The 20784-nt window shown below is 70.1% G+C and carries 21 protein-coding genes and 2 tRNA genes; 16 read left to right on the top strand and 7 right to left on the bottom strand.

Annotated features, from left to right (window positions below):
- Positions 1–20 precede the first annotated feature (20 nt).
- Positions 21–95, top strand: a tRNA-Gln gene (locus HF323_RS09105).
- A 118-nt stretch (positions 96–213) separates the two neighbouring features.
- The gene (locus HF323_RS09110; protein WP_169582286.1) at positions 214–1020 is read left to right on the top strand and encodes a hypothetical protein; all 807 of its coding nucleotides are present in this window, start codon (positions 214–216) and stop codon (positions 1018–1020) included.
- On the opposite strand, the gene HF323_RS09115 is transcribed toward HF323_RS09110, so the two are convergent.
- Positions 1008–1925 (bottom strand): phosphotransferase, encoded by a 918-nt coding sequence (locus tag HF323_RS09115; protein ID WP_169582287.1) that lies wholly within the window; start codon positions 1923–1925, stop codon positions 1008–1010. The two genes, HF323_RS09110 and HF323_RS09115, sit on opposite strands and share 13 nt — an antisense overlap.
- A gap of 93 nt (positions 1926–2018) precedes the next feature.
- Here HF323_RS09115 and HF323_RS09120 point away from each other — a divergent pair, with 93 nt between their 5' ends.
- Genes HF323_RS09120 through HF323_RS09135 form a run of 4 tightly spaced genes read left to right on the top strand, consistent with a single transcriptional unit; the run spans position 2019 to position 6142 of the window.
- Entirely contained in the window at positions 2019–2798 is a 780-nt protein-coding gene (locus HF323_RS09120) for a DeoR/GlpR family DNA-binding transcription regulator (RefSeq protein WP_169582288.1), read from the top strand.
- The gene (gene pfkB / locus HF323_RS09125) at positions 2795–3748 is read left to right on the top strand and encodes a 1-phosphofructokinase (protein WP_169582807.1); all 954 of its coding nucleotides are present in this window, start codon (positions 2795–2797) and stop codon (positions 3746–3748) included. Before HF323_RS09120 ends, pfkB begins: the two co-directional genes overlap by 4 nt.
- A gap of 29 nt (positions 3749–3777) precedes the next feature.
- On the top strand, positions 3778–5838 hold the full coding sequence (locus HF323_RS09130; RefSeq protein ID WP_169582289.1) for a fructose-specific PTS transporter subunit EIIC: 2061 nt from the start codon (positions 3778–3780) through the stop codon (positions 5836–5838).
- A gap of 34 nt (positions 5839–5872) precedes the next feature.
- Positions 5873–6142, top strand: a complete 270-nt coding sequence (locus HF323_RS09135; RefSeq protein ID WP_169582290.1) for an HPr family phosphocarrier protein — start codon at positions 5873–5875, stop codon at positions 6140–6142.
- 89 nt (positions 6143–6231) lie between these two features.
- On the opposite strand, the gene HF323_RS09140 is transcribed toward HF323_RS09135, so the two are convergent.
- Positions 6232–6870, bottom strand: coding sequence for an MBL fold metallo-hydrolase (locus HF323_RS09140; protein ID WP_169582291.1), 639 nt, complete (start codon positions 6868–6870; stop codon positions 6232–6234).
- A gap of 107 nt (positions 6871–6977) precedes the next feature.
- Here HF323_RS09140 and HF323_RS09145 point away from each other — a divergent pair.
- Positions 6978–7050, top strand: a tRNA-Glu gene (locus HF323_RS09145).
- Between the two features lie 79 nt (positions 7051–7129).
- Here HF323_RS09145 and HF323_RS09150 read toward each other — a convergent pair.
- Complete coding sequence (locus HF323_RS09150) at positions 7130–8299, bottom strand: DUF4349 domain-containing protein (protein ID WP_169582292.1); 1170 nt, start codon at positions 8297–8299, stop codon at positions 7130–7132.
- Positions 8296–8853 carry a sigma-70 family RNA polymerase sigma factor gene (locus HF323_RS09155; protein ID WP_169582293.1) on the bottom strand — a complete coding sequence of 186 codons (558 nt, stop codon included), beginning with the start codon at positions 8851–8853 and terminating at the stop codon, positions 8296–8298. The genes HF323_RS09150 and HF323_RS09155 overlap by 4 nt, the downstream gene beginning before the upstream one ends.
- Positions 8854–9137: 284 nt before the next feature.
- Between HF323_RS09155 and HF323_RS09160 the strand changes: the two genes are divergently transcribed.
- From HF323_RS09160 to HF323_RS09195, 8 genes are all read left to right on the top strand, one after another.
- Positions 9138–10250: a TerC family protein gene (locus HF323_RS09160; RefSeq protein ID WP_169582294.1), complete on the top strand. Its 1113-nt coding sequence runs from the start codon at positions 9138–9140 to the stop codon at positions 10248–10250.
- A gap of 113 nt (positions 10251–10363) precedes the next feature.
- A complete protein-coding gene (locus HF323_RS09165; protein ID WP_169582295.1) occupies positions 10364–11443 on the top strand; it encodes an acyl-CoA desaturase in 1080 nt (359 codons plus the stop codon).
- A 175-nt stretch (positions 11444–11618) separates the two neighbouring features.
- Complete coding sequence (leuC, locus tag HF323_RS09170) at positions 11619–13097, top strand: 3-isopropylmalate dehydratase large subunit (RefSeq protein ID WP_188241681.1); 1479 nt, start codon at positions 11619–11621, stop codon at positions 13095–13097.
- A gap of 1 nt (position 13098) precedes the next feature.
- Complete coding sequence (gene leuD / locus HF323_RS09175) at positions 13099–13695, top strand: 3-isopropylmalate dehydratase small subunit (RefSeq protein ID WP_169582296.1); 597 nt, start codon at positions 13099–13101, stop codon at positions 13693–13695.
- 75 nt (positions 13696–13770) lie between these two features.
- Complete coding sequence (gene murA, locus HF323_RS09180; RefSeq protein ID WP_169582297.1) at positions 13771–15138, top strand: UDP-N-acetylglucosamine 1-carboxyvinyltransferase; 1368 nt, start codon at positions 13771–13773, stop codon at positions 15136–15138.
- Positions 15139–15160: 22 nt separating this feature from the next.
- A complete protein-coding gene (locus tag HF323_RS09185; RefSeq protein WP_169582809.1) occupies positions 15161–15910 on the top strand; it encodes a lysophospholipid acyltransferase family protein in 750 nt (249 codons plus the stop codon).
- Positions 15876–17036, top strand: coding sequence for an NAD(P)H-dependent glycerol-3-phosphate dehydrogenase (locus HF323_RS09190; protein WP_169582298.1), 1161 nt, complete (start codon positions 15876–15878; stop codon positions 17034–17036). Before HF323_RS09185 ends, HF323_RS09190 begins: the two co-directional genes overlap by 35 nt.
- Positions 16936–18021 (top strand): D-alanine--D-alanine ligase family protein, encoded by a 1086-nt coding sequence (locus HF323_RS09195; RefSeq protein WP_169582299.1) that lies wholly within the window; start codon positions 16936–16938, stop codon positions 18019–18021. The genes HF323_RS09190 and HF323_RS09195 overlap by 101 nt, the downstream gene beginning before the upstream one ends.
- Positions 18022–18039: 18 nt before the next feature.
- Here HF323_RS09195 and HF323_RS09200 read toward each other — a convergent pair whose 3' ends face one another.
- On the bottom strand, positions 18040–18513 hold the full coding sequence (locus tag HF323_RS09200) for a DUF3515 family protein (RefSeq protein ID WP_317451042.1): 474 nt from the start codon (positions 18511–18513) through the stop codon (positions 18040–18042).
- 56 nt (positions 18514–18569) lie between these two features.
- Between HF323_RS09200 and thiL the strand changes: the two genes are divergently transcribed.
- Complete coding sequence (gene thiL / locus HF323_RS09205) at positions 18570–19565, top strand: thiamine-phosphate kinase (protein WP_169582300.1); 996 nt, start codon at positions 18570–18572, stop codon at positions 19563–19565.
- Between the two features lies 1 nt (position 19566).
- Here thiL and HF323_RS09210 read toward each other — a convergent pair whose 3' ends face one another.
- Positions 19567–20130, bottom strand: a complete 564-nt coding sequence (locus HF323_RS09210; RefSeq protein ID WP_169582301.1) for an RsmD family RNA methyltransferase — start codon at positions 20128–20130, stop codon at positions 19567–19569.
- A 22-nt stretch (positions 20131–20152) separates the two neighbouring features.
- On the bottom strand, positions 20153–20737 hold the full coding sequence (locus HF323_RS09215; protein ID WP_169582302.1) for a 1-acyl-sn-glycerol-3-phosphate acyltransferase: 585 nt from the start codon (positions 20735–20737) through the stop codon (positions 20153–20155).
- Between the last annotated feature and the right edge of the window lie 47 nt (positions 20738–20784).

Genomic DNA, 20784 nt, shown 5'->3' on the forward strand with positions numbered 1-20784 from the left:
ACGACTCCGGTCGAACGCCTTGGGGTATGGTGTAATTGGCAACACGGCTGATTCTGGTTCAGTTGTTCTTGGTTCGAGTCCAGGTACCCCAGCCAAGCAGAAACCCCCGCTGAGCGGGGGTTTTTCGTTTTCCGCACGCGGAATGCCCGGGCGAGGCACGGCGCGTCGAAGCCGGGGAGTGCCGCGCGCCGAGGACGCGACGATAATGGCCCCATGGACGCGCCGCCGCTGACGCCGGAACGCTCACGAGAGCTCGCCGATCTGCGCCGGCGCGCCTATGGCCCGAATGCCGACATCGGCTTCGACCGGATCGCTCAGGAGCGACTGCGCGAACTCGAAGAACTCGCGCGCTCCACGCCGGCGGCGCCGCCGGCGGTGGGCGAGATCGCCGATCCGGGCGACGAGGCGCGCGAACCGAATGCCCAGGCCGGCGAACCCGATGCCGAGGCATCCGTCCCCGCCGACGCGACTGCCTCGGAGACCGCGATCGGTCCCGGCCGGACGGCCGCGGGATCGACGCCGGACGGGCCACCGCCGGTCGCGACCACGCGCCGGTGGTGGCGTCGGATCCCGGTGTGGCTGCTCGCCGGCGTCGCCGGCCTCGCGATCGGGGTCGCCGTGGCGCTGCTCTGGCCGACGGGAGCATCGGAGATCCCGCCCGACCGCACGCTCGGCGTGGACCCGGGCGGTGGGGAGCGCGGCGCCGGCTTCACCGAGAACCTCGACTACTGGGGAGTCGACCGCGGGACCGTCGTCCCGCATGAGAGCCTGGGAGCCATCCAGGTCTGGACGGCGATGGGCGTGGACGAGTCACGGTGCCTGCTCCTGTCGCACGACGGCGCGTTCCTCAGCGCGACCTGCACCGGGGGAGGGCTCGATCCGGTCCTCGACTTCACCGTCTACGAGGACATGGTGCTGGAACTGGATGACCCGCTTCCCACGGGGACGGTGATCCGCTTCGTCGGACACGAAGGCTCCGTCGACGTCTGGGTGCGCGAACCCGGCGGTCAGGAGCGGTAGGTCAGCTCGGCCAGCGCTCCGCGCCCCAGTCGCGCGTAGTCGGGCTCGTCGTCGCTGTGCGCCAGCAGCAGCACGGCGACAGCGGCGCTCCACGCGCGTGCGCGGGCCCAGGTCGCGTCGTCGTAGCGAGTGCCGGTCGCGGCGATGAAGCCCTCGCGTCCGTCGCGATCGAACGCGAGCCAGGCGACCGCGAGGTCGTAGGCCGGGTCGCCCGCGGTGACGTCGCCGAAGTCGATGATCCCGGTGAGGGCCGATCCGCTCGCCACGAGGTTGCCGGGGTGCAGATCTCCGTGGATCCACACCGGGGTGCCGGGCCACGGGCGAACGGCGACACCCTCGCTCCAGGCCCCGGCGAGGACGTCGGCATCGTCGGGGTCGATGACGGCGGCCGAGACGAGCGCGCGCAGACGCTCCTCGAAGACCGTGGCGCGCGAGACGAGCGGGCGCCCGCGCACCGGGTTGTCCGGGTGGGACGGGGGCGCGGGAACGTGCAGCGCCGCGAGCGCGGCAGCGAGCGTCGGCGCCCATCCCGTGCGTTCGCCGCGGGGCACGTCCAGGCCGCGGTCTCCTGCGATCCACGGCACCACGGACCACGCCCAGGGGTATCGGGAGTCGGGCGTGCCGTGGACGATCGGGACGGGGATACGGATTCCGGATGCCTCGACCGCGGGCGCGAGCAGCGAGAGGCTCGCCTGCTCGTGCTGGATGAGAGGTGCGGCTGCGGCACGCCGGGGAAGCCGCACCGCGTGGGCGTCTCCCAGTCGCCAGACCGCGCAATCCCAGCCTTCGGCGGCGCGCACGAGCGGAAGCGTCGCCGCCTGCGGGATGCGAGACGCCTGCGACGAGACGAGGTGTCGCACGAGGGGTTCGTCGATCGTCACCTCGGCAGCCGGCTTGTCGGGCACCGTCCGAGCGTACTGTTCCGGCAGTGCCACAGAGGTGTTGTCTTGTGTGGCTTTGTGTTGTACTGTGTGGGAATCCGATGGAGGGTGAGACGCGTGTACGCAACGGAGCGCCAGGAGGCGATCGAGCGCCTGATCACGACAGACGGTCGTGTGAGCGTCGTCGACCTCGCTGCGCGCTTCGACGTCACCACCGAGACCGTGCGACGCGATCTGGCGCAGCTCGAGTCGGCCGGCACCCTGCGGCGCGTGCACGGTGGGGCGGTCGCCTCAGAGCGCGCCAGCACCACCGAGTCGCCTCTGACCGAGCGCCTTCAGCGACACAGCGGCGCGAAGTCGGCGATCGCCTCCCGCGCGCTCGAGGCCCTGGGCGACGGCTTCCGCGGCTCGATCTTCCTCGATGCGGGCACTACCACCGCGGCCGTCGCCGCCCAGCTCGCCCCGCGCCTGGGCGACGGTGCGATCGAGGTGGTCACGCACGCGCTGACGCTCGCCCACACGCTCGCGGCGCTGCCGAGTCCTTCGCTCACGCTCATCGGCGGGAGGGTGCGCGGTCTGACCGCAGCCGCCGTCGGCGCCGACACCGTCCGCGCGGTCGAGGCCATGCGCCCCGACATCGCCTTCCTGGGCACCAACGGGGTGTCCGCGGGATTCGGATTGAGCACCCCCGACCCCGAAGAGGCGGCCGTCAAACGAGCCATCGTCCGGTCGGCGCGCCGGGTGGTCGTCGTCGCCGACGCCGAGAAGCACGACCGCGAGCTGCTGGTCGGCTTCGCCGCCCTGGGAGACATCGACGTGCTCGTGACCGACCGGGCTCCGGGTGCCGAGTTGTCCGCCGCTCTCGCCGATGCCGATGTGGAGGTATGGATCGCATGATCGTGACGCTGACGGCCAATCCTTCGCTCGACCGCACCATCGTGCTGGGTTCGCCCTTGCGCCCGGGTGAGGTCCAGGCGGCCCTCGACTCCCGCGAGGACGCCGGCGGCAAGGGGATCAACGTCGCCCGCGTGGTCTCCGCCGCCGGACGGGATGTCGTCGCGGTGCTCCCGCTGGCAGCCGACGACCCGTTCGACGCAGCCCTGCGCACCGCTGCCATCCCGACCCGTCGCGTCGCCGTGCGGGGACACGTGCGCGCGAACGTGACGATCACGGACCCGGCCGGAGTCACGACCAAGCTCAACCTGCCTGGCGCGACCCTCACGCAGTCCGAGGCCGCAGCCGTCGTGCGTCAGGTGGTCGAGTCGTCCCGCGGCGCGCGCTGGCTCGTGCTCGCGGGATCCCTCCCGCCGGGGGTCGCAGACGACTTCTACGTCGACGTGATCGAGGCCGTCCGCGCGGCTCACGGCGAGCGAGCACCGCTCGTGGCCGTCGACACATCGGGCGCGGCTCTGGCGGCGGTGGTGGATCGGGGTCGCCCTGATCTCATCAAGCCCAATGACGAGGAGCTCGCCGAGCTTGCGGGCAGGGATCTGCCCGACGGGGACCTGACCCGCGCCGTCACGACCGTCGCGCGCGTGCTCGTGCCGAATCGTGTCGGCTCGGCCCTGATCACGCTCGGCGCGCAGGGCGCCGTCCTGGTGACCGGCGACGGCGCCTGGACGGCTGCGTCGCCGGAGATCCGCGTCGCCAGCACCGTCGGCGCCGGCGACAGCTCGCTGGCCGGTTTCGTCCTGGCAGCCGAGAGCGGCGCCGACCCCGAGCAGCGGCTGCGCAGCGCCGTCCGCTATGGCGCGGCTGCGGCATCCCTCCCCGGAACGCAGGCGCCCTCGCCGACCGATCTGCCTGCAGGCGACGTGCCGATCACGCGCCTGAACGCCTTCGACTGAACGCACCATCCACGACCTAGGAGGTCACCGTGTCACACACCATCACCCCCGGCCTCGTCAGCCTCGACGTAGGCCTCGGCGCCGACAAGGCCGCCGTCATCCGTGCGCTCGCCGCACGCGTCGTCGCGCAGGGACGCGCGACCGACGCCGATGCGCTCTTCGCCGATGCCTGGGCACGCGAGGAGAAGGACGAGACCGGGCTCCCCGGCGGCATCGCCATCCCGCACGCCAAGAGCGCGGCGGTCACCGAGCCGTCGCTCGCCTTCGCGCGGCTCTCGCCCGGCATCGACTTCGGCGCTCCCGACGGACCCGCCGACCTCGTCTTCCTCATCGCGGCGCCCGAGGGTGCGGCCGAGGCGCACCTCGCGGTGCTCTCGAAACTCGCGCGCAGCCTCATGCAGGACCCGTTCACGAGCGGACTGCGCGCCGCTCGCAGCGACGACGAGGTGGTCGCGATCGTTCGGGAGGCCATCGGGGAATCGGATGCCGCAGCCGCCGCCCCGGCCGCGACGCCCGCTCCCGCTCCCGAGGCTCCTGCTCCGGGTGCCGTCACGACCGATCCCGGTCTCACCGTGGAAGGCCGTCCTGCGCGCATCGTCGCCGTGACCTCGTGCGCGACCGGCATCGCGCACACGTTCATGGCAGCCGACGCACTGACCGCCGCCGGCGTCGCCGCCGGAGTCGACCTCGTCGTCGAGCCGCAGGGGTCCAGCGGCTACCAGGCACTGCCGCAGGGCGTCATCGACAGCGCCGACGCCGTGATCTTCGCGACCGACGTCGACGTGCGCGAGCTTCACCGCTTCTCGGGCAAACCCGTGGTGCGCTCGGGTGTGAAGCGCGGCATCGAGCAGCCGAAGGAGCTCATCGCCGAGGCGGTCGCCGCAGCGAACAATCCCGGTGCGACGAGGGTGAGCGCGGCCGCGTCGGCGGGCTCGTCCGCGGCGGGGACCGAGACGCTCTCGTGGGGAGCCCGCATCCAGCGGATCCTCCTCACCGGCGTGAGCTACATGATCCCGTTCGTCGCCGGCGGCGGTCTGCTGATCGCCCTCGGGTTCCTCTTCTTCGGCGACGACTACACCGCGCCGGCCAACGCGACGACCGTGATCGTCGAGAACTCGCTGTGGGATCTGCCGGAAGGCGGACTCGGGCTCTACATCGGCTCTGTGGCGTTCGCGATCGGCGCCGCCTCGATGGGCTTCCTCGTGTCGGCACTCGCCGGGTACATCTCGTTCGCGATCGCCGACCGACCGGGCATCGCGCCCGGATTCGTCGCGGGTGCGATCGCCGTGACCATGAACGCCGGATTCATCGGCGGCATCGTCGGCGGTCTGCTCGCCGGTGTGACCGCATGGTGGATCGGCACGTGGCGGGTGCCGCGCTGGCTGCGCGGCCTCATGCCGGTCGCGATCATCCCGCTGCTGGCCTCGATCGTGGCCTCCGGCCTCATGGTGCTCTTCCTCGGCCGCCCGATCGCCACGCTGATGGTGTGGCTGACCGACTGGTTGAACAACCTGGCCGGAACCTCCGGGATCATCGTCGTCGGCATCGTGCTCGGCCTGATGATGTGCTTCGACCTGGGCGGTCCTGTGAACAAGGTGGCCTACGCGTTCGCCGTGGCCGGTCTCGCCGAGGCCTCGCCCGACAACACCACGCCCTACCTCATCATGGCGGCCGTGATGGCGGCGGGCATGGTTCCTCCGCTCGCCATGGCTCTCGCGTCCACGGTGCTCGCTCGCGACCTGTTCCCGCCGGTCGAGCGCGAGAACGGCAAGGCTGCCTGGCTCCTCGGTGCCGCGTTCATCAGCGAGGGGGCGATCCCGTTCGCCGCGGCCGATCCGCTGCGCGTCATCCCGGCCTGCCTCGCCGGGGGCGCCGTCACCGGCGCGCTGAGCATGGCGTTCGCCGTGCAGTCGCTGGCCCCGCACGGCGGCGCGTTCGTCTTCTTCGCGATCAACCCGTTCTGGGGCTTCCTCGTCGCCATCGCCGCCGGTACCGTCGTGACGGCGCTCCTCGTCGTCGCGCTCAAGCGCTGGGTCGGCCGCAAGGAGCTGGAAGAGGCCGAAGCGCCGTTCGAGGCCGTCCCGGCGTGATCGACCCCGCCACCGAGTGATCAAGGAGACAGACATGGCACAACGTCAGGCCACCATCGCGAGCAGCTCGGGACTGCACGCACGCCCCGCGAAGCTTTTCGTGCAGGCGGTGCAGGAGAAGAAGGTGCCGGTGACCATCGCGGTCGACGGAGGCCCCGACCTCAACGCGGGCAGCATCCTCTCCCTCATGGGGCTGGGCGCCTCGCATGGTACGGTCGTGACACTCAAGGCCGAGGGGGACGGCGCCGAGCAGGCTCTCGACGAGCTCGTCGAACTGCTCGAGACGGATCTCGACGCACAATAGCGCTCCGGCGCGAGACGAGACGACGGATGCCGCAGATCGAAGCCGCTGCGGCATCCGTCGTCTGTTCGTGGGGACGATCCGGGCGGGTCTCAGATGTCGGTGCCCTCGCCCGGCTCGAGCTCGAGGAACTCGCCGCCATGCTGTTCGACGGCCCAGCGAAGGCGGGCGCGGCCCATGTCCCGGCCGATGCGCGACAGCGTCATGTCGTGCGTTCCGAAGGCCTGCCGCGGGGCGACGGCGAGAACGAAGTCCATGGCCTCGCCGATCTTGAGCCACGGCGCCCCCACGGGAGCGGCCAGCAGGCGAACGTCCTTTCCGTCGGGCACGGCGTACGAGTCGCCCGGGTAGTAGAAGCCGTCGTTGACGAGCACGCCGACATTGTCGATCACGGGGATCGACTCGTGGATCACCGCGTGCTTTCCGCCGAAGAACTCCAGCCGGAACGGGTCGAGTTCGACGACGTCGCCCGGGCGGACGACCGTGACCTCGTACCCTGCGGCGGCCTTCGCGGCGCCCTCCGGCGCATAGACGGGGATCCCCGGGTACGCCTTGATCAGCCGGTCGAGGTGGTCCGGCGTCCAGTGGTCGGGATGCTCATGGGTGATCACGATTCCCACGACCTCCTCGAGATCGGCCAGGGGAGCCGTGTACGAACCAGGGTCGACCACGAGGGTCCTCCCGGCCTCGAGGAGCGTGAGGGTGGCGTGCTCGAACTTGGTCACTCGCATGCTGCGAGTCAACTCTGCGCACCCCCCTCGGGCAAGCGCGCAGACCATTCCCGCCTCGATTTGGAGAGCGCATGAGCACCGTGGCATAATCGAACGGTTGCGAAAAAGGCCCCATCGTATAGCGGCCTAGTACGCCGCCCTCTCACGGCGGTAACGCGGGTTCGAATCCCGCTGGGGTCACAACACACGAAAGAAGCCCGGTCCACAGGACCGGGCTTCTTTCGTTGCGTATGCCGGGTGGGCTGAGAGCACCCGTCCCTCACCCCAGCGTCTCGTCCACCTTCGACTCCGACGTCGCGGCCGCCGAGGCATCCGCTCGTCTGCGCTGCCTGCGGGTGCGCACCCAGCGCACGATCGCCCACACGAGGAGGGCGATCACGCCCGCGACCGCGAGCCAGGGGAGGAGGAATCCGAGAGCGATGACGATGCCGTTGAGCGCCGCGATGAGTCCGTTCCACCCGGCGGCGAGGCCGTCGGTGAAGCCTGCGGGGTCGGCCTCGACGGTCTCGACCCTCGGTGTCAGGCTCACCGTGAGCGTCGACATCGCGACTTGGCTCTCGAGCATCTCCAGCTGCTGCTGGTAGGACTCGAGCAGCGCCTGACGCTCCGAGAGCGCCGCTTCGGCGGCGATGAGGTCGGCGACGCTCGTTGCCTCGGCGAGGAGCGACGTCAGCCGGTCCACCGACGCCTGCGCCGCCTCGATGCGCGCCTCGAGATCGACTGTCTGCTCCGTCACGTCCTGGCGGTTGATCGCCGAGGTGGTCACCTCTCCGATTCCGCTCAATTCGTCGATGACCGCGGGAAGCTCCTCGGAGGGCACGCGAACGGTGATCCAGGCGCCCTCGGTCGGGTACGGATAGGGGTACGGCATGCTGTCGTAGGCGACACCGGTCTCGGGATCGACGGGAGCGCCCTTCGTGCCCACATTCATCGACTCGACGTATCCGCCGTGGGCGACCGCGCTGTTGCCGACGATGCGGACCGCGACAGCCACATCGTCCACCACGACGGTCGCCGACGCGGTGGTGATGATGTCGCGCTGCTCGTCGCCCGGGTCGACGAGGGTGGATCCGCCGCTCAGGTCGCCGTCGGCTCCGCCGCCGCTGTCCTCCGTCGTCGCGGCGCCGCTGTCGCCGGATGACTCGGTCGGTGCGTCGGGCGCGAGGCCGGGCTCCGCGGAGGAGTCGCTCGTCCCGCCACCGGGGGAGACCAGAGGCACGACCGTGGGGGCGATGATCGCGGCGACGGCGATGACAGCCGCTGCTGCACCGCCGGCCATCCAGATGCGCCCCCGACGCGCGGTCCGTGCGCGTCGGGTGGTGCGCTCGTGCGCGATGTCCGCGAACAGCGCCTCTTCGATCTCGTCGATGCGCTGCGCGCTGAGTTCGGGAAGCTCCGCCGGCGCGCCCGTGGGCTGCTGCGTGCTCATGTGCTCTCCTTCACAACGGTCCGCAGTCGCGTGCGGATGCGGGAGAGACGATTGCGGACGACCCCGTGCGCCACGCCGAGCTCATCGGCGGCCACCTGGTAGGCGTACCCCTCGGCAGCGCAGAGCCGGAAGATCTCGCGGTCGAGCGCACTGAGACCCTGCACCTCCTGCAGGATGCGCGCCGCCAGGTCGGCGCCGATCACCTGCTCCTCGACGCTGACCGTGTCGGGGAGCGTCTCGTCGGCTGCCGCCGCGGTGTGCTCGCGATCGCGCTTCTGACGCCGGATGCGATTGGCCGCCTGGAAGCGGCACACCGTCGCCAGCCACGGGAGCAGCGAGTCGCTCGCGAGCTCGAGGCCCGGCAGCTTCCGCCACGCGACGAGGAATGTCTCCTGGGTCACGTCCTCCGCGTCGGCCGCGTTCCCCACCAGCCCGTGGGCGAGCCAGTACACGGGGCGCACGTAGGCGCGGTACAGCGCACGGAAGGCGTGTTCGCTGCCTGCCGCCGCCTGCGCCACGAGCGCAGCGTCGTCCCGCTCGATGTCCTGTGGCATGCCCCGTCCTTCGGGTCCGCGGCGGCGCCGTGCGGGGCGTCGTCGCGGAGCACCATTGTCTCTCACCCGGTCAGTGTCGCGGAGGACCGGATCGTCTCGGCGCGGCGGCTGCGGCATCCGCCTGCCTGTATTCTGGTAGGGCGAGAGGGAGTATCCCGCGAGCGCGCATCCGTCATCACGGGTCCCGATAGTGAGGCCCCGGGTGCGCGACGCGGCCGACGAGCCGCGGGGAGAGACTTTCGACGTCCGTCGTACCCCTCCAACGCTTCCCCGAAAGGCCCTGAATGGACCTCGTCCTCCCACTGTGGTTCGAGATCGGATCGCTCGTCCTCCTGACGCTCATCCTCCTCGGCGATCTGCTGCTCATCCTCAAGCGTCCGCACATCCCGTCCACGCGGGAGTCCACGCTGTGGGTGGTGTTCTACGTCACCCTGGCGCTGCTCTTCGCCGGGATCATGTGGCTGATCGCGGGCCCCGAATACGCCGGCCAGTTCGTCGCCGGCTGGCTCACCGAGTACAGCCTGTCGATCGACAACCTCTTCGTGTTCGTGCTCATCATGAGCCAGTTCGCGGTGCCTCGCCGGTACCAGCAGGAGGTGCTGATGGTGGGCATCATCATCGCGCTCATCCTGCGTGGGATCTTCATCATGCTGGGCGCTGCGATCATCGAGCAGTGGAGCTGGGTGTTCTACATCTTCGGCGCGTTCCTGGTGTGGACGGCGTGGCGTCAGGCCTTCCCCGGCGGTGACCACGATTCGGACGTGAAGCAGGAGAACTTCATCGTCCGCCTGCTGCGCCGCACGATCGACATCAGCGAGACCTACGACGGCGCCAAGATCCGCACCGTCGTGGACGGCAAGAAGATGTTCACGCCGATGATCATCGTCTTCGCGGCGATCGGCGTGACCGATCTCCTCTTCGCGATCGACTCCATCCCCGCGATCTTCGGCATCACGCAGAGCCCGTTCATCGTGTTCACGGCGAACATCTTCGCCCTCATGGGACTGCGACAGCTCTACTTCCTGCTCGGCGACCTGCTCGATCGGCTGCGCTACCTCCACTACGGCATCGCGTTCATCCTCGCGTTCATCGGCGTGAAGCTGATCTTCCACGCCATGCACGTCAACGAGCTGCCGTTCATCAACAACGGCGAGCACATCGAGTGGGCCCCCGAGATCTCGACCTGGATGTCGCTCGGAGTGATCGTGGTCGCCATGACGGTCGCCACGGTCGCGAGCCTCGTCGCGTCGGCGCGTGACAGGAGGACGGATGCCGCAGCCGCCCTCGCCGCGGCCGAGGCGCCTGCTGGAACCGAGGCGGCAGCCGAGGCGGCCACCGTGGTCGCCGAGGAGAAGGGCACGCCGCCGACCGTGGAGCCGCCGCGAACCGAGCGCTGACGGGCTGGACGTTGCCTGCGTCCGCGCTGTGAGGGCGTTCAGCAACCGGGCGTAGCGTCCGAAACAGGACAGCGGGGTCCGCCCGCCGCCTTGATCGACCCAAGGAGGTCGAGATGGCTCCTGGAATCATCGCGACGAAGCCCCGGGGACCCGCGCGGGCCGAAAGCGACTTCACCGAGCTGGCGGCGATCGTCCGCGACTCGGGTCTGATGCGCCGCCGCTACGGCTACTACTGGACGAAACTCGTGGCGATGCCTGTCGTGCTGGCGGCAGGCATCGTCGCGTTCATCCTCATCGGCGACACCTGGTGGCAGCTGTTCACGGCGGTGGGCTTCGCGGTGCTGTTCACGCAGATCGCGATGCTCGGCCATGACGCCGCGCATCGCCAGATCTTCGTGTCGGGGCGATGGAACGACTGGATCAGCCTCGTGCTCGGCGACCTGCTCGTCGGCATGAGCTACGGGTGGTGGCGCCACAAGCACACGCGCCACCACGCCAATCCGAACAAGATCGGGTCGGACCCCGACATCGAGCTGCCCGTCATCGCCTTCACTCCCGAGCAGGTGAGAGCGCAGCGGTCCGGGTTCGCACGCTGGATGGTCGCCCACCAGGGCGTCTTCTTCTTCCCGATCCTCCTGCTCGAGGGACTTTCCCTTCACGCCTCGGGCGTGCGGAGGGTCGTCGCACGCGAGCACGTCGATCGGCGCTGGGTGGAGATCGCCTTCCTCACTCTCCGCCTCGGTGGATTCGTCGCGCTGGTCTTCCTGGTGCTCTCGCCCGGGATCGCCGCGGTCTTCCTGGCGGTGCAGCTCGGGCTGTTCGGCGTGTACATGGGAATGGCTTTCGCGCCGAATCACAAGGGGATGCCCCTCGTTCCGGCGGGGACCCGCTTGGACTTCCTCACCCGTCAGGTCGTCATGAGTCGCAACATTCGCGGATCGAAGGCACTCGACGTCGCGATGGGCGGCTTGAACTACCAGATCGAGCATCACCTCTTCCCCTCGATGCCGCGCCCGCACCTGCGCCGTGCCGCGCCGATCGTCGCGTCCTACTGCGAGAAGAAGGGCGTGCCGTACACGGTGACCGGCCTGTGGAAGTCCTACGGCATCGTCGTCCGCCACATCAATCGCGTCGGACTGGGGGAGCGCGACCCCTTCGACTGCCCGCTCATCGCGCAGCGGCAGGCGGTCTGAGGCGGAGCGTGCGGGTCGCACGCTCGGCGGCCGGTGGTAACCTGGGCCGGTGCGGATCGCTCGCCTTCTTCTTAGCGGCCGCGACGAGTCCTAGTTCCCAGGCCTCACTCGTCGCGGAGTTCGTCGCGGGCCCCACCCACTGAGGGCAGAGTCCCTTCTAGAGGAGAACCGAGCAGTGAGCACTTCCCAGACATCCGGCATCCCCGATCGGCCGCGCACCCTCGCTGAGAAGGTGTGGGACGACCACCTCGTCGTCAAGGGCGAGGACGGCCAGCCAGATCTGATCTACATCGACCTCCACCTCGTGCACGAGGTGACCAGTCCGCAGGCGTTCGACGGCCTCCGTGCCGAGGGCCGCCCGGTCCGTCGTCTCGACCTGACGATCGCCACCGAAGACCACAACACGCCGACGATCGACATCGACAAGCCGATCGCCGACCTCACGAGCCGGACGCAGATCGAGACGCTCCGCCGCAACGCCGCGGAGTTCGGCGTGCGCCTGCACTCCCTCGGCGACAAGGAGCAGGGCATCGTGCACGTCGTCGGGCCCCAGCTCGGCCTCACGATGCCCGGCATCACGGTGGTGTGCGGCGACAGCCACACCTCGACCCACGGCGCGTTCGGCGCCATGGCGTTCGGCATCGGCACAAGCGAGGTCGAGCACGTCCTCGCGACGCAGACCCTGCCGCTGAAGCCCTTCAAGACGATGGCCGTCACGGTCGAGGGCGAGCTGAAGCCGGGCGTCACCGCGAAAGACATCGTGCTGGCGATCATCGCGAAGATCGGCGCCAACGGCGGGCAGGGCTACGTGCTCGAGTTCCGCGGCAGTGCCATCCGCTCCCTCTCGATGGAGGGCCGCATGACGATCTGCAACATGTCGATCGAGGCGGGGGCGCGCGCCGGCATGGTCGCTCCCGACGACATCACGTTCGACTACGTGAAGGGGCGCGACCACGCGCCCACCGGTCAGGACTGGGACGACGCCGTCGCCTACTGGCGCACGCTTCCGAGCGACGAGGGCGCCGTCTACGACGCCGAGGTCTATCTCGACGCGAACGAGCTCGAGCCGTTCGTCACGTGGGGGACGAACCCCGGTCAGGGTGTCTCGCTGTCGGGCGTCGTGCCGACACCCGACGACATCGCCGATCCCAATGAACGCGCGGCCGCCGAGCGGGCGCTCGATTACATGGACCTCGCGCCCGGAACGCCTCTGAAGGCCGTTCCCGTCGACGCTGTCTTCATGGGCTCGTGCACCAACAGCCGCATCGAGGATCTCCGCGCGTTCGCCTCGGTGATCAGAGGTCGCACGAAGGCGGAGAACGTCCGCGTGATGGTCGTTCCCGGCTCGGCACGCGTGCGGCTCGAAGCCGAGGCCGAGGGCCTCGACAGGATCTTCACGGAGTTCGGCGCCGAATGGCGCTTCGCAGGGTGCTCGATGTGCCTGGGCATGAACCCCGATCAGCTCGCTCCGGGGGAGCGCTGTGCGTCGACGAGCAACCGCAACTTCGAAGGGCGACAGGGCAAGGGCGGCCGCACCCATCTGGTGTCGCCGCTCGTCGCCGCCGCCACGGCGGTTCGAGGGACGCTGTCGAGCCCGAGCGACCTCGATCCCATTCCGTCGGAGACGACCGTCGCGGCGGGAGCGGAGGCCTGACATGGACAAGTTCACGACTCACACCGGGGTGGCCGCGCCGCTGCGGCGCTCTGCGGTCGACACCGACCAGATCATCCCGGCGGTGTACCTCAAGCGCGTGACGAAGACCGGCTTCGAGGACGCGCTCTTCGCGAACTGGCGGCAGGACCCCGAATTCGTCCTGAACCAGCCCGCCTATGCCGGGGCGAGCATCCTCGTCGCCGGACCCGACTTCGGCACCGGCTCCAGCCGCGAGCACGCGGTCTGGGCGCTGCGCGACTTCGGCTTCAGAGTGGTGCTCAGCCCGAAGTTCGCCGACATCTTCCGCGGGAACGCCGGCAAGCAGGGACTGGTCACGGGAGTCATCTCCGAGGCCGACCTCGAAGCGGTGTGGGCGGCCATCGAGGCCGATCCGGGCGTGAACATGACGGTCGATCTCGAGGCGCGAACCGCGGCGATCGGCGATCGCGAGCTCGCATTCGACATCGACGATTACACTAGGTGGCGGCTTCTCGAAGGGCTCGACGACATCGGGCTCACGCTGCGCAGCGAAGAACGAATCGCGCAGTTCGAGGCTCGCCGCGAGGCTTGGCGGCCGCGGACGCTTCCCGTTCCGTAAGCCAGGACCGACGCCCGACCCCGGCGCCGGATCCGCCCCAGCCGTCCCTCGAACACACCAAGTGAGGTCCACCGGATGAAGTCCGCTCTCAGCGTTACGCCCACCCCTCCCGCCGGTGGCGAACCGGCCGGCGAGGTCCTCGCGATCCGCGGCGGGCGTCCGCTGACCGGACGCGTCGAGGTCAAGGGCGCCAAGAACCTCGTGACCAAGGCGATGGTGGCGGCCCTCCTGGGTGAGACGACGAGCACGCTCCACGACGTCCCGGACATCAGCGACGTGCAGGTCGTGCGCTCGCTGCTGGAAGTCCACGGCGTGAAGGTATGGGACGGCGAGACCGACGGCACGCTCCACTTCGATCCCAGCGGCGCCGTCGCGGCGCACTTCGAGGCGATCGACGCGCACGCCGGCGCGTCGCGCATTCCGATCCTGTTCTGCGGACCGCTGCTCCACCTTCTGGGCGAGGCGCTCATCCCCGACCTCGGCGGCTGCCGCATCGGCGACCGTCCGATCAACTTCCACATGGACGCGCTGCGCGCGTTCGGCGCGATCGTCGACAAGAGCTACGAGGGCATCCGGATCACGGCACCGAACGGTCTCCACGGCGCGAACATCCACCTTCCGTACCCGAGCGTGGGCGCGACGGAGCAGGTGCTGCTGACCGCTGTCAAGGCGAAGGGCACGACCGAGCTGCGCAACGCGGCGATCGAGCCCGAGATCATGGATCTCATCGCGGTCCTGCAGAAGATGGGCGCGATCATCTCCTACGAGCCGAACCGCGTCATCCTGATCGAGGGCGTCGACGAGCTGCGCGGGTACGACCACCGGGCGATCTTCGACCGCAACGAGGCCGCGTCGTGGGCCTGCGCCGCGCTGGCCACGGACGGCGACATCTTCGTCGGCGGCGCCAAGCAGCAGGAGATGCTCACCTTCCTCAACGTCTTCCGCAAGGCGGGCGGCTGGTTCGACATCCACGAGGACGGCATCCAGTTCCGCCGGGGCGGTGCGCTCAAGCCGGTGATGGTCGAGACCGACGTGCACCCGGGCTTCATGACGGACTGGCAGCAGCCGCTGATCGTGGCTCTCACGCAGGCCGAGGGGGAGTCGGTCGTGCACGAGACGGTGTACGAGAACCGGCTGGGATTCACCCAGGCCCTCAACCAGATGGGCGCCGACATCGTCGTGCACCCGCACGGCATCGATGCGCCGAACCGCCGCGTCGGCCGGCGCGAGCTGGAGCAGGCGGCCGTGATCAACGGTCCCACGCCGCTTCACGGTGCGGACGTCGTCGTGCCCGACCTGCGCGGCGGCTACAGCTACGTGATCGCGGCCCTCGCGGCGCAGGGCGAGTCGATCGTCCGCAACGTGGGGATCATCCGCCGCGGCTACGAGAAGTTCCTCACCAAGCTCGACACGCTCGGCGCCGACTTCGACGTCATCGGATAGCCCGGTGACTCCCTCGTCCCCGATGCCGCCGGCGTCACGAGAGAAGACGCGCCCGAGCGTCTTCTGGCCGATCGCCGCGATCGCCGCCCCCCTCATCGCGCTGCTGTTCAAGCTCCAGATCGAAGGCGCCGAGAAGCTCCCGCGCGAGGGTGCGTACGTCCTCGCGCCCAATCACTACTCCGAGGCCGATCCGCTCGCCGTCGCCCTGGCGGTCTGGAAGGCCGGTCGTGCACCGCGCTTCATGGCCAAGGAGAGCCTCTTCCGCGTCCCCGTGCTCGGATGGGTACTCCGGGTGACGGGCATGGTGCCGGTCGCGCGCTCCTCGTCGGCGGCGTCGGCTCGGCAGACGCTCGAGACCTCCGAGACTCTTGTGCGGCTCGGCCGGGGCGTGATCGTCTACCCGGAGGGCACGCTCACACGCGAGCCGGCGCTCTGGCCGATGCGCGGGAAGACCGGTGCTGTGCGTCTCGCGCTGGCCGACGACATCCCGGTCATCCCCATGGCGCATTGGGGCGTGCAGCAGGTCATGCCGCGCTACGGCAAGCTGAAGCTGTGGCCGCTCCGTCGTCGCGTGCGGGTGATCTTCGGTGACCCGGTCGATCTGTCGTCCTTCAGAGGCGCCGGGCAGTCCGCGAACCTCATCGCCGCGACCGACCGTGTCATGGCAGACATCGCCCGGCTGCTCTCGCGACTGCGCGACGAGCCCGCCCCGGCCGAACGCTGGAATCCGGCGGACCATGGTCAGAAGGAGACGGGCCGCCTTGAGTCGTAGACAGGATGCCTCTCGCCCGCGCGTCGCCGTCATCGGCGCCGGCAGCTGGGGGACCACGTTCGGAAAGATCCTCGCCGACGGCGGCGCCACCGTCACGATGTGGGCGCGACGGCCGGAGCTCGCCAGCGAGATCCACGAAGCCAAGCGGAACAGCCAGTACCTGCCCGGCATCAACCTGCCGCGCAGCATGCGTGCGACCCACCATCTGTCCGAGGCGCTGGAGGGCGCCGAGCAGGTGTACCTGTCGATTCCCAGCCAGGCGGTTCGACAGAACCTGAAGGCGGTCCGCCCGCTCGTCTCGCGCAGCGATGTGCCGATCGTGTCGCTGATGAAGGGCGTCGAGCGACGCACCGGCCTGCGGATGAGTGAGGTCATCGAGCAGGAGCTGCACTGCGATCCTGCCCGGATCGCCGTGGCATCCGGACCCAACCTCGCCCTCGAGATCGCACGGGAGCAGCCCACCGCTGCCGTGATCTCGTCGACGAGCCAGGAGACCGCCGACGCGGTGGCCCGGCGTGCGCGCAACGACTACTTCCGCACGTTCGTGAACACCGACGTGATCGGTACCGAGTTCGGCGGTGTGCTGAAGAACCTCATCGCCGTCGCCATCGGGATCGTCGACGGCGTGGGCTACGGCGAGAACACGAAGGCCTCGATCATCACGCGCGGGCTCGTCGAGATGACCGACTTCGCGGTCGCGTTCGGGGCGCACCCCGAGACGCTGCAAGGCCTCGCCGGGCTCGGCGACCTGATCGCGACGTGCCAGTCGCCCCTCAGCCGCAACAACACCGCTGGGCGCCTGCTCGGCCAGGGCTACCGCTTCGACGACGTCGTCAAGCAGATGAACCAGACGGCAGAGGGGCTCGCCTCGGTCGCACCGATCCTTCAGCTCGCGCGCGAGGTCGGCGTCGACATGCCGATCGTCGAGCAGGTGAAGATGGTGCTCGACGGAACCATGAACCCGCGCGACATCGCGCCGCATCTGACGACGGACGACGACACCCCCAAGGGCGAGAGGACGCAGAATGGACAGGCCGGCGGTGGCGGTGCTCTTTGGCGGTCGATCCAGCGAGCACTCGATCAGTTCCGCAACGGCGGGCGGGGTGCTTCGGGCGATCGATCGTGATCGCTATCGCGTGATCCCGGTGGGGATCACGCGAGAGGGCGTCTTCGTGCTCGAGGACGACGATCCCGACAAGTTCGCTCTCGACGCCGATCGGCTGCCGGAGGTGCGCGACAACGGCACGCGCGTGCTGTGGCCGGAGGTCGGCGATCGGGTGCTCCGCGTCCGCCGCGCCGACGGCGCCGTGGACGAGCTCGGCCGCCTGGACGTCGTGCTCCCCATCCTTCACGGCGTTCACGGCGAGGACGGCACGATCCAGGGCTTCTTCGACACCCTCGAGATCCCCTACGCAGGTGGCGGGGTGCTCGACTCGGCGCTGTGCATGGACAAGCACTTCATGAAGATCGTGCTGGAAGCCGCCGGAGTGCCGGTCGCGCCGTGGGTGACCGTGACACGCCGACGCTGGGAGACCGATCCGGCGGGCGTCCAGGCCGATGCCGCCAGGCTCGGAGAGCCGACCTTCGTCAAGCCGGCGCGCGCGGGCTCGAGCGTGGGGGTCTCCAAGGTGCACGACCCCTCCGAGTTCGCCGCCGCGCTCGAGCTGGCCTTCGATGAGGACGACAAGGTCCTCATCGAGTCGGCGATCGTGGGCCGAGAGGTCGAGGTCGCCGTTCTCGAGGGTCGTCGCGGCGGGCCGACGCGCGCATCCCTGCCCGGCGAGATCGTGCTGACGACGCGGGAGTTCTACGATTTCGAGGGCAAGTACCTCGGTGGCGACGGCGCCGATGTCGTGTGCCCGGCCGACCTGACCGGGGACGAGATCGCAGCGATCCAGGAGATGGGCGTGCGGGCGTTCGAGGCCGTGGACGGACGCGGGCTCGCGCGCGTCGACTTCTTCCTGACGAACGGGGGCCTGTTCGTCAACGAGCTCAACACGATGCCGGGCTTCACTCCGATCTCGATGTTCCCCAAGTGCTGGATCGCGTCCGGGCTCACCTACCCGGAGCTGATCACCGAGCTCATCGACACCGCGCTCGAGCGGGCCTGAGCGGGCTTTCACGACGGGTCAGCCGGAGGCTGGTCCGCGCTCGAGACAGGTCGACCCGTCGGCCGGGAGCTGCGCGACGAGCGTGGACAGAGCGTCGAGGACGTCGGCGCTCGAGACGACGTCGTTGTCGAGGTACACCTCCACGGCCGGCACTCGCCCGAAGCTGGTGACCCGATACGAGGGAGCCTCCGACTCGTCGATCACCCAGTCGACCCCGTTGACGGTCTGGCAGGGAAGCGTCGTCGGGCCGATCGGCTCGACCCCGCACGTGAACAGGACGGCCGCCGGGTCGCCCCACGCGCCCGTCGCCTGGGCGTCGGTCCAGCGGCGCGGTTCGCCGGCGAGGGTGCCGGGCAGGCGAACCGTCAGGTCGGCGCACGCCGGGTCGTCGGCGTCGGGCGCGGGCTGCATCGAGACGGTGCCGGCGCAGCCGGTCAGGGCGATCGCTGCGACGACCACGAGAGAGGCGGCGGCACGGGAGCGGCGGGGCACCCATCCAGCCTAAGCCGCGGGGAGGCCGGCCGATCGCGCGACGGTAGCGTGGACGTGTGACCGACCCGCAACCCGATCCCACCGTCGGCGAGCTCTCCGAGGGCGCGATCCTCCGGCGGATCCTCGACCGGCTGGGTCCCTCGCGCGCGCAGGTCGGGCCGGGCGACGATGCCGCCGTCCTGGAGACGCCGGACGGCCGCGTCGTGGCGACCGTCGACACACTCGTGCACGGCCCGGACTTCCGCCTGGCCTGGTCGAGCGCGTTCGACCTCGGGTGGAAGGCCGCCGCCGTCAACCTGGCCGACGTCGCTGCGATGGGCGCACGTCCGATCGCTCTCCTCGTGGCCCTTGCGATGCCCGACGCGACGCGGATCTCCTTCGTCGAGGGCCTCGCGGCGGGCCTGCGCGCGGCGTGCGACCAACTGGCCCCCGGATGCGACGTCGAAGGCGGCGACCTCACGGTGTCCGACACCCTCACGATCGCGGTGACGGCGCTCGGCTCACTCGACGGACGCGCTCCGGTGCTGCGGTCGGGCGCCCGTGCCGGCGATGTCGTCGCCGTCGCGGGAGCGCTCGGGCACGCGGCACGCGGCCTCGAGCTGCTGTTCGCGCGATTCACGGATGCCTCGGCCGCCCCCACGCCGGTCGATCCGACCCTGCTCTCCGCCGACGAGCGCGCGTGCCTGGATGTGCAGCTGCGCCCGCGGCCTCCCGTCGCTCTCGGCGCGGCGGCGGCCGACGCCGGCGCGACGGCGATGATGGATGTGTCGGACGGGCTCGTTCTCGATGCGTCGCGGCTGGCCGCGGCATCCGGTGTCTCGGTCCTGCTCGACGCAGCGGCGCTGGGTCCCGATGTCGCCTCTGCGCTGGCGGGCGGCGAGGATCACGCGCTCTTGGCGACCTTCCCCCCGGAGCGGACGCTGCCCGAAGGGTTCCGGCGCATCGGCCACGCGGCCCCGCGCGGAGACCACGACGTGCTCGTCGACGGCGTGCCCCACGACGGTCGCGGCGGCTGGGATCCCTACCGCGACTGGGACTCCCGCACCGGCTGAGTCAGCCTTCCGCGACCGCCCACCACAGGGTGGTGTCGCCGTAGCTCTTGGACCGATCGGCGATCAGTCCTGTCGGAAGGGCGGGCTCCGGGGAGCGCTTGGCGCGCTCCACCACGACGATCGCGTTCTCCGAGAGCGCCGGAACCAGCAGCTCGAGGACGGCGGTGAGCTCGTGCTCGGGGAGGTCGTACGGCGGATCGACGAACACCAGATCGTACGGGCCACGGGGGACGTGCAGGTAGCCGGCCGCCGACGTGCGATGGACCGCGATCGGCCCGTCGCGCGCGATCGCCTTGCCTACGCGCACGGCGTTGCGCTGGACGGCGGATGCCGCACGCGGAGCCTTCTCGACGAGATCGGCCCGCGCCGCTCCGCGGCTCATCGCCTCGAGACCCAGCGCACCCGAGCCGGCGTAGAGATCCAGCACCGCGGCGCCGCGAATCGCGTCGGCGGACTCCAGCGCGCCGAAAAGGGACTCCCGCACGCGGTCGCTCGTCGGGCGTGTGCCGGCATCGGGCACCTCGAGCGTGAGCGAGCCGGCCCGGCCGGAGATGATGCGCGTCACACGCCCACGATATCCCGCGGGATCAGGGTGCGATCGGCGTCGGGTTCTCGTCGCGGAGGCGAGGCTCGGTGCGACGCTCGGGCCGGAGACCCGACTTGTCCGCGTAGAAGGCGCGGATGACGTCCATGTCGGCGGCGACGTCGCCCGTGAGCTCGATCGTCGGCCCCAGTCCTGTGGTCATCGTGGTGCGGTCGACATAGCCCAGCGTCACGGGGAGGCCCGCCTCGCGGGCGATCCGGTAGAAGCCCGACTTCCAGTAGCCGCTGCCGCCGCGCGTCCCCTCCGGCGTGACGACGAGTCCGAACTCCTCGCCTCCGCGGATCCGGGCGACGACGTCGGCGACGACGCTCGAGGGATCGGAGCGGTTCACGGGAATCCCGCCCAGTCGCCTCATGATCGGCCCCCGCCAGCCCCGGAAGAGGCTGGACTTGCCCAGCCAGCGCACAGGGATCCCGAGGCGCCACGCGATGCCCAGCATGAGGACGAAGTCCCAGTTCGACGTGTGCGGCACACCGAGGAGCAGGGTGGGACGCCCGGGTGCGGGTTCCGTGGAGAGGGTCCAGCGACTGCAGGCCCAATAGATGCGGGAGACGAGTCGTCGGAGCATCCCGCCACGCTACGCGCGTCGGCTGGGGGTCCGCCGACAGGCGGGCG

Origin of the sequence: Microbacterium sp. MF43, from assembly GCF_012847295.1 — a bacterium.
Lineage (GTDB): Bacteria > Actinomycetota > Actinomycetes > Actinomycetales > Microbacteriaceae > Microbacterium.

What these genes read in the sequence shown, in the direction of transcription:
- HF323_RS09110 (WP_169582286.1), top strand. Translation starts at nt 214, where the DNA reads ATGGACGCGCCGCCGCTGACGCCGGAACGCTCACGAGAGCTCGCCGAT.
- HF323_RS09140 (WP_169582291.1), bottom strand. Translation starts at nt 6,870, where the DNA reads ATGCGAGTGACCAAGTTCGAGCACGCCACCCTCACGCTCCTCGAGGCC.
- HF323_RS09215 (WP_169582302.1), bottom strand. Translation starts at nt 20,737, where the DNA reads ATGCTCCGACGACTCGTCTCCCGCATCTATTGGGCCTGCAGTCGCTGG.
- HF323_RS09185 (WP_169582809.1), top strand. Translation starts at nt 15,161, where the DNA reads ATGCCGCCGGCGTCACGAGAGAAGACGCGCCCGAGCGTCTTCTGGCCG.
- HF323_RS09150 (WP_169582292.1), bottom strand. Translation starts at nt 8,299, where the DNA reads ATGAGCACGCAGCAGCCCACGGGCGCGCCGGCGGAGCTTCCCGAACTC.
- HF323_RS09135 (WP_169582290.1), top strand. Translation starts at nt 5,873, where the DNA reads ATGGCACAACGTCAGGCCACCATCGCGAGCAGCTCGGGACTGCACGCA.
- HF323_RS09195 (WP_169582299.1), top strand. Translation starts at nt 16,936, where the DNA reads ATGGACAGGCCGGCGGTGGCGGTGCTCTTTGGCGGTCGATCCAGCGAG.
- HF323_RS09160 (WP_169582294.1), top strand. Translation starts at nt 9,138, where the DNA reads ATGGACCTCGTCCTCCCACTGTGGTTCGAGATCGGATCGCTCGTCCTC.
- HF323_RS09190 (WP_169582298.1), top strand. Translation starts at nt 15,876, where the DNA reads ATGGTCAGAAGGAGACGGGCCGCCTTGAGTCGTAGACAGGATGCCTCT.
- pfkB (WP_169582807.1), top strand. Translation starts at nt 2,795, where the DNA reads ATGATCGTGACGCTGACGGCCAATCCTTCGCTCGACCGCACCATCGTG.
- murA (WP_169582297.1), top strand. Translation starts at nt 13,771, where the DNA reads ATGAAGTCCGCTCTCAGCGTTACGCCCACCCCTCCCGCCGGTGGCGAA.
- leuD (WP_169582296.1), top strand. Translation starts at nt 13,099, where the DNA reads ATGGACAAGTTCACGACTCACACCGGGGTGGCCGCGCCGCTGCGGCGC.
- HF323_RS09155 (WP_169582293.1), bottom strand. Translation starts at nt 8,853, where the DNA reads ATGCCACAGGACATCGAGCGGGACGACGCTGCGCTCGTGGCGCAGGCG.
- HF323_RS09165 (WP_169582295.1), top strand. Translation starts at nt 10,364, where the DNA reads ATGGCTCCTGGAATCATCGCGACGAAGCCCCGGGGACCCGCGCGGGCC.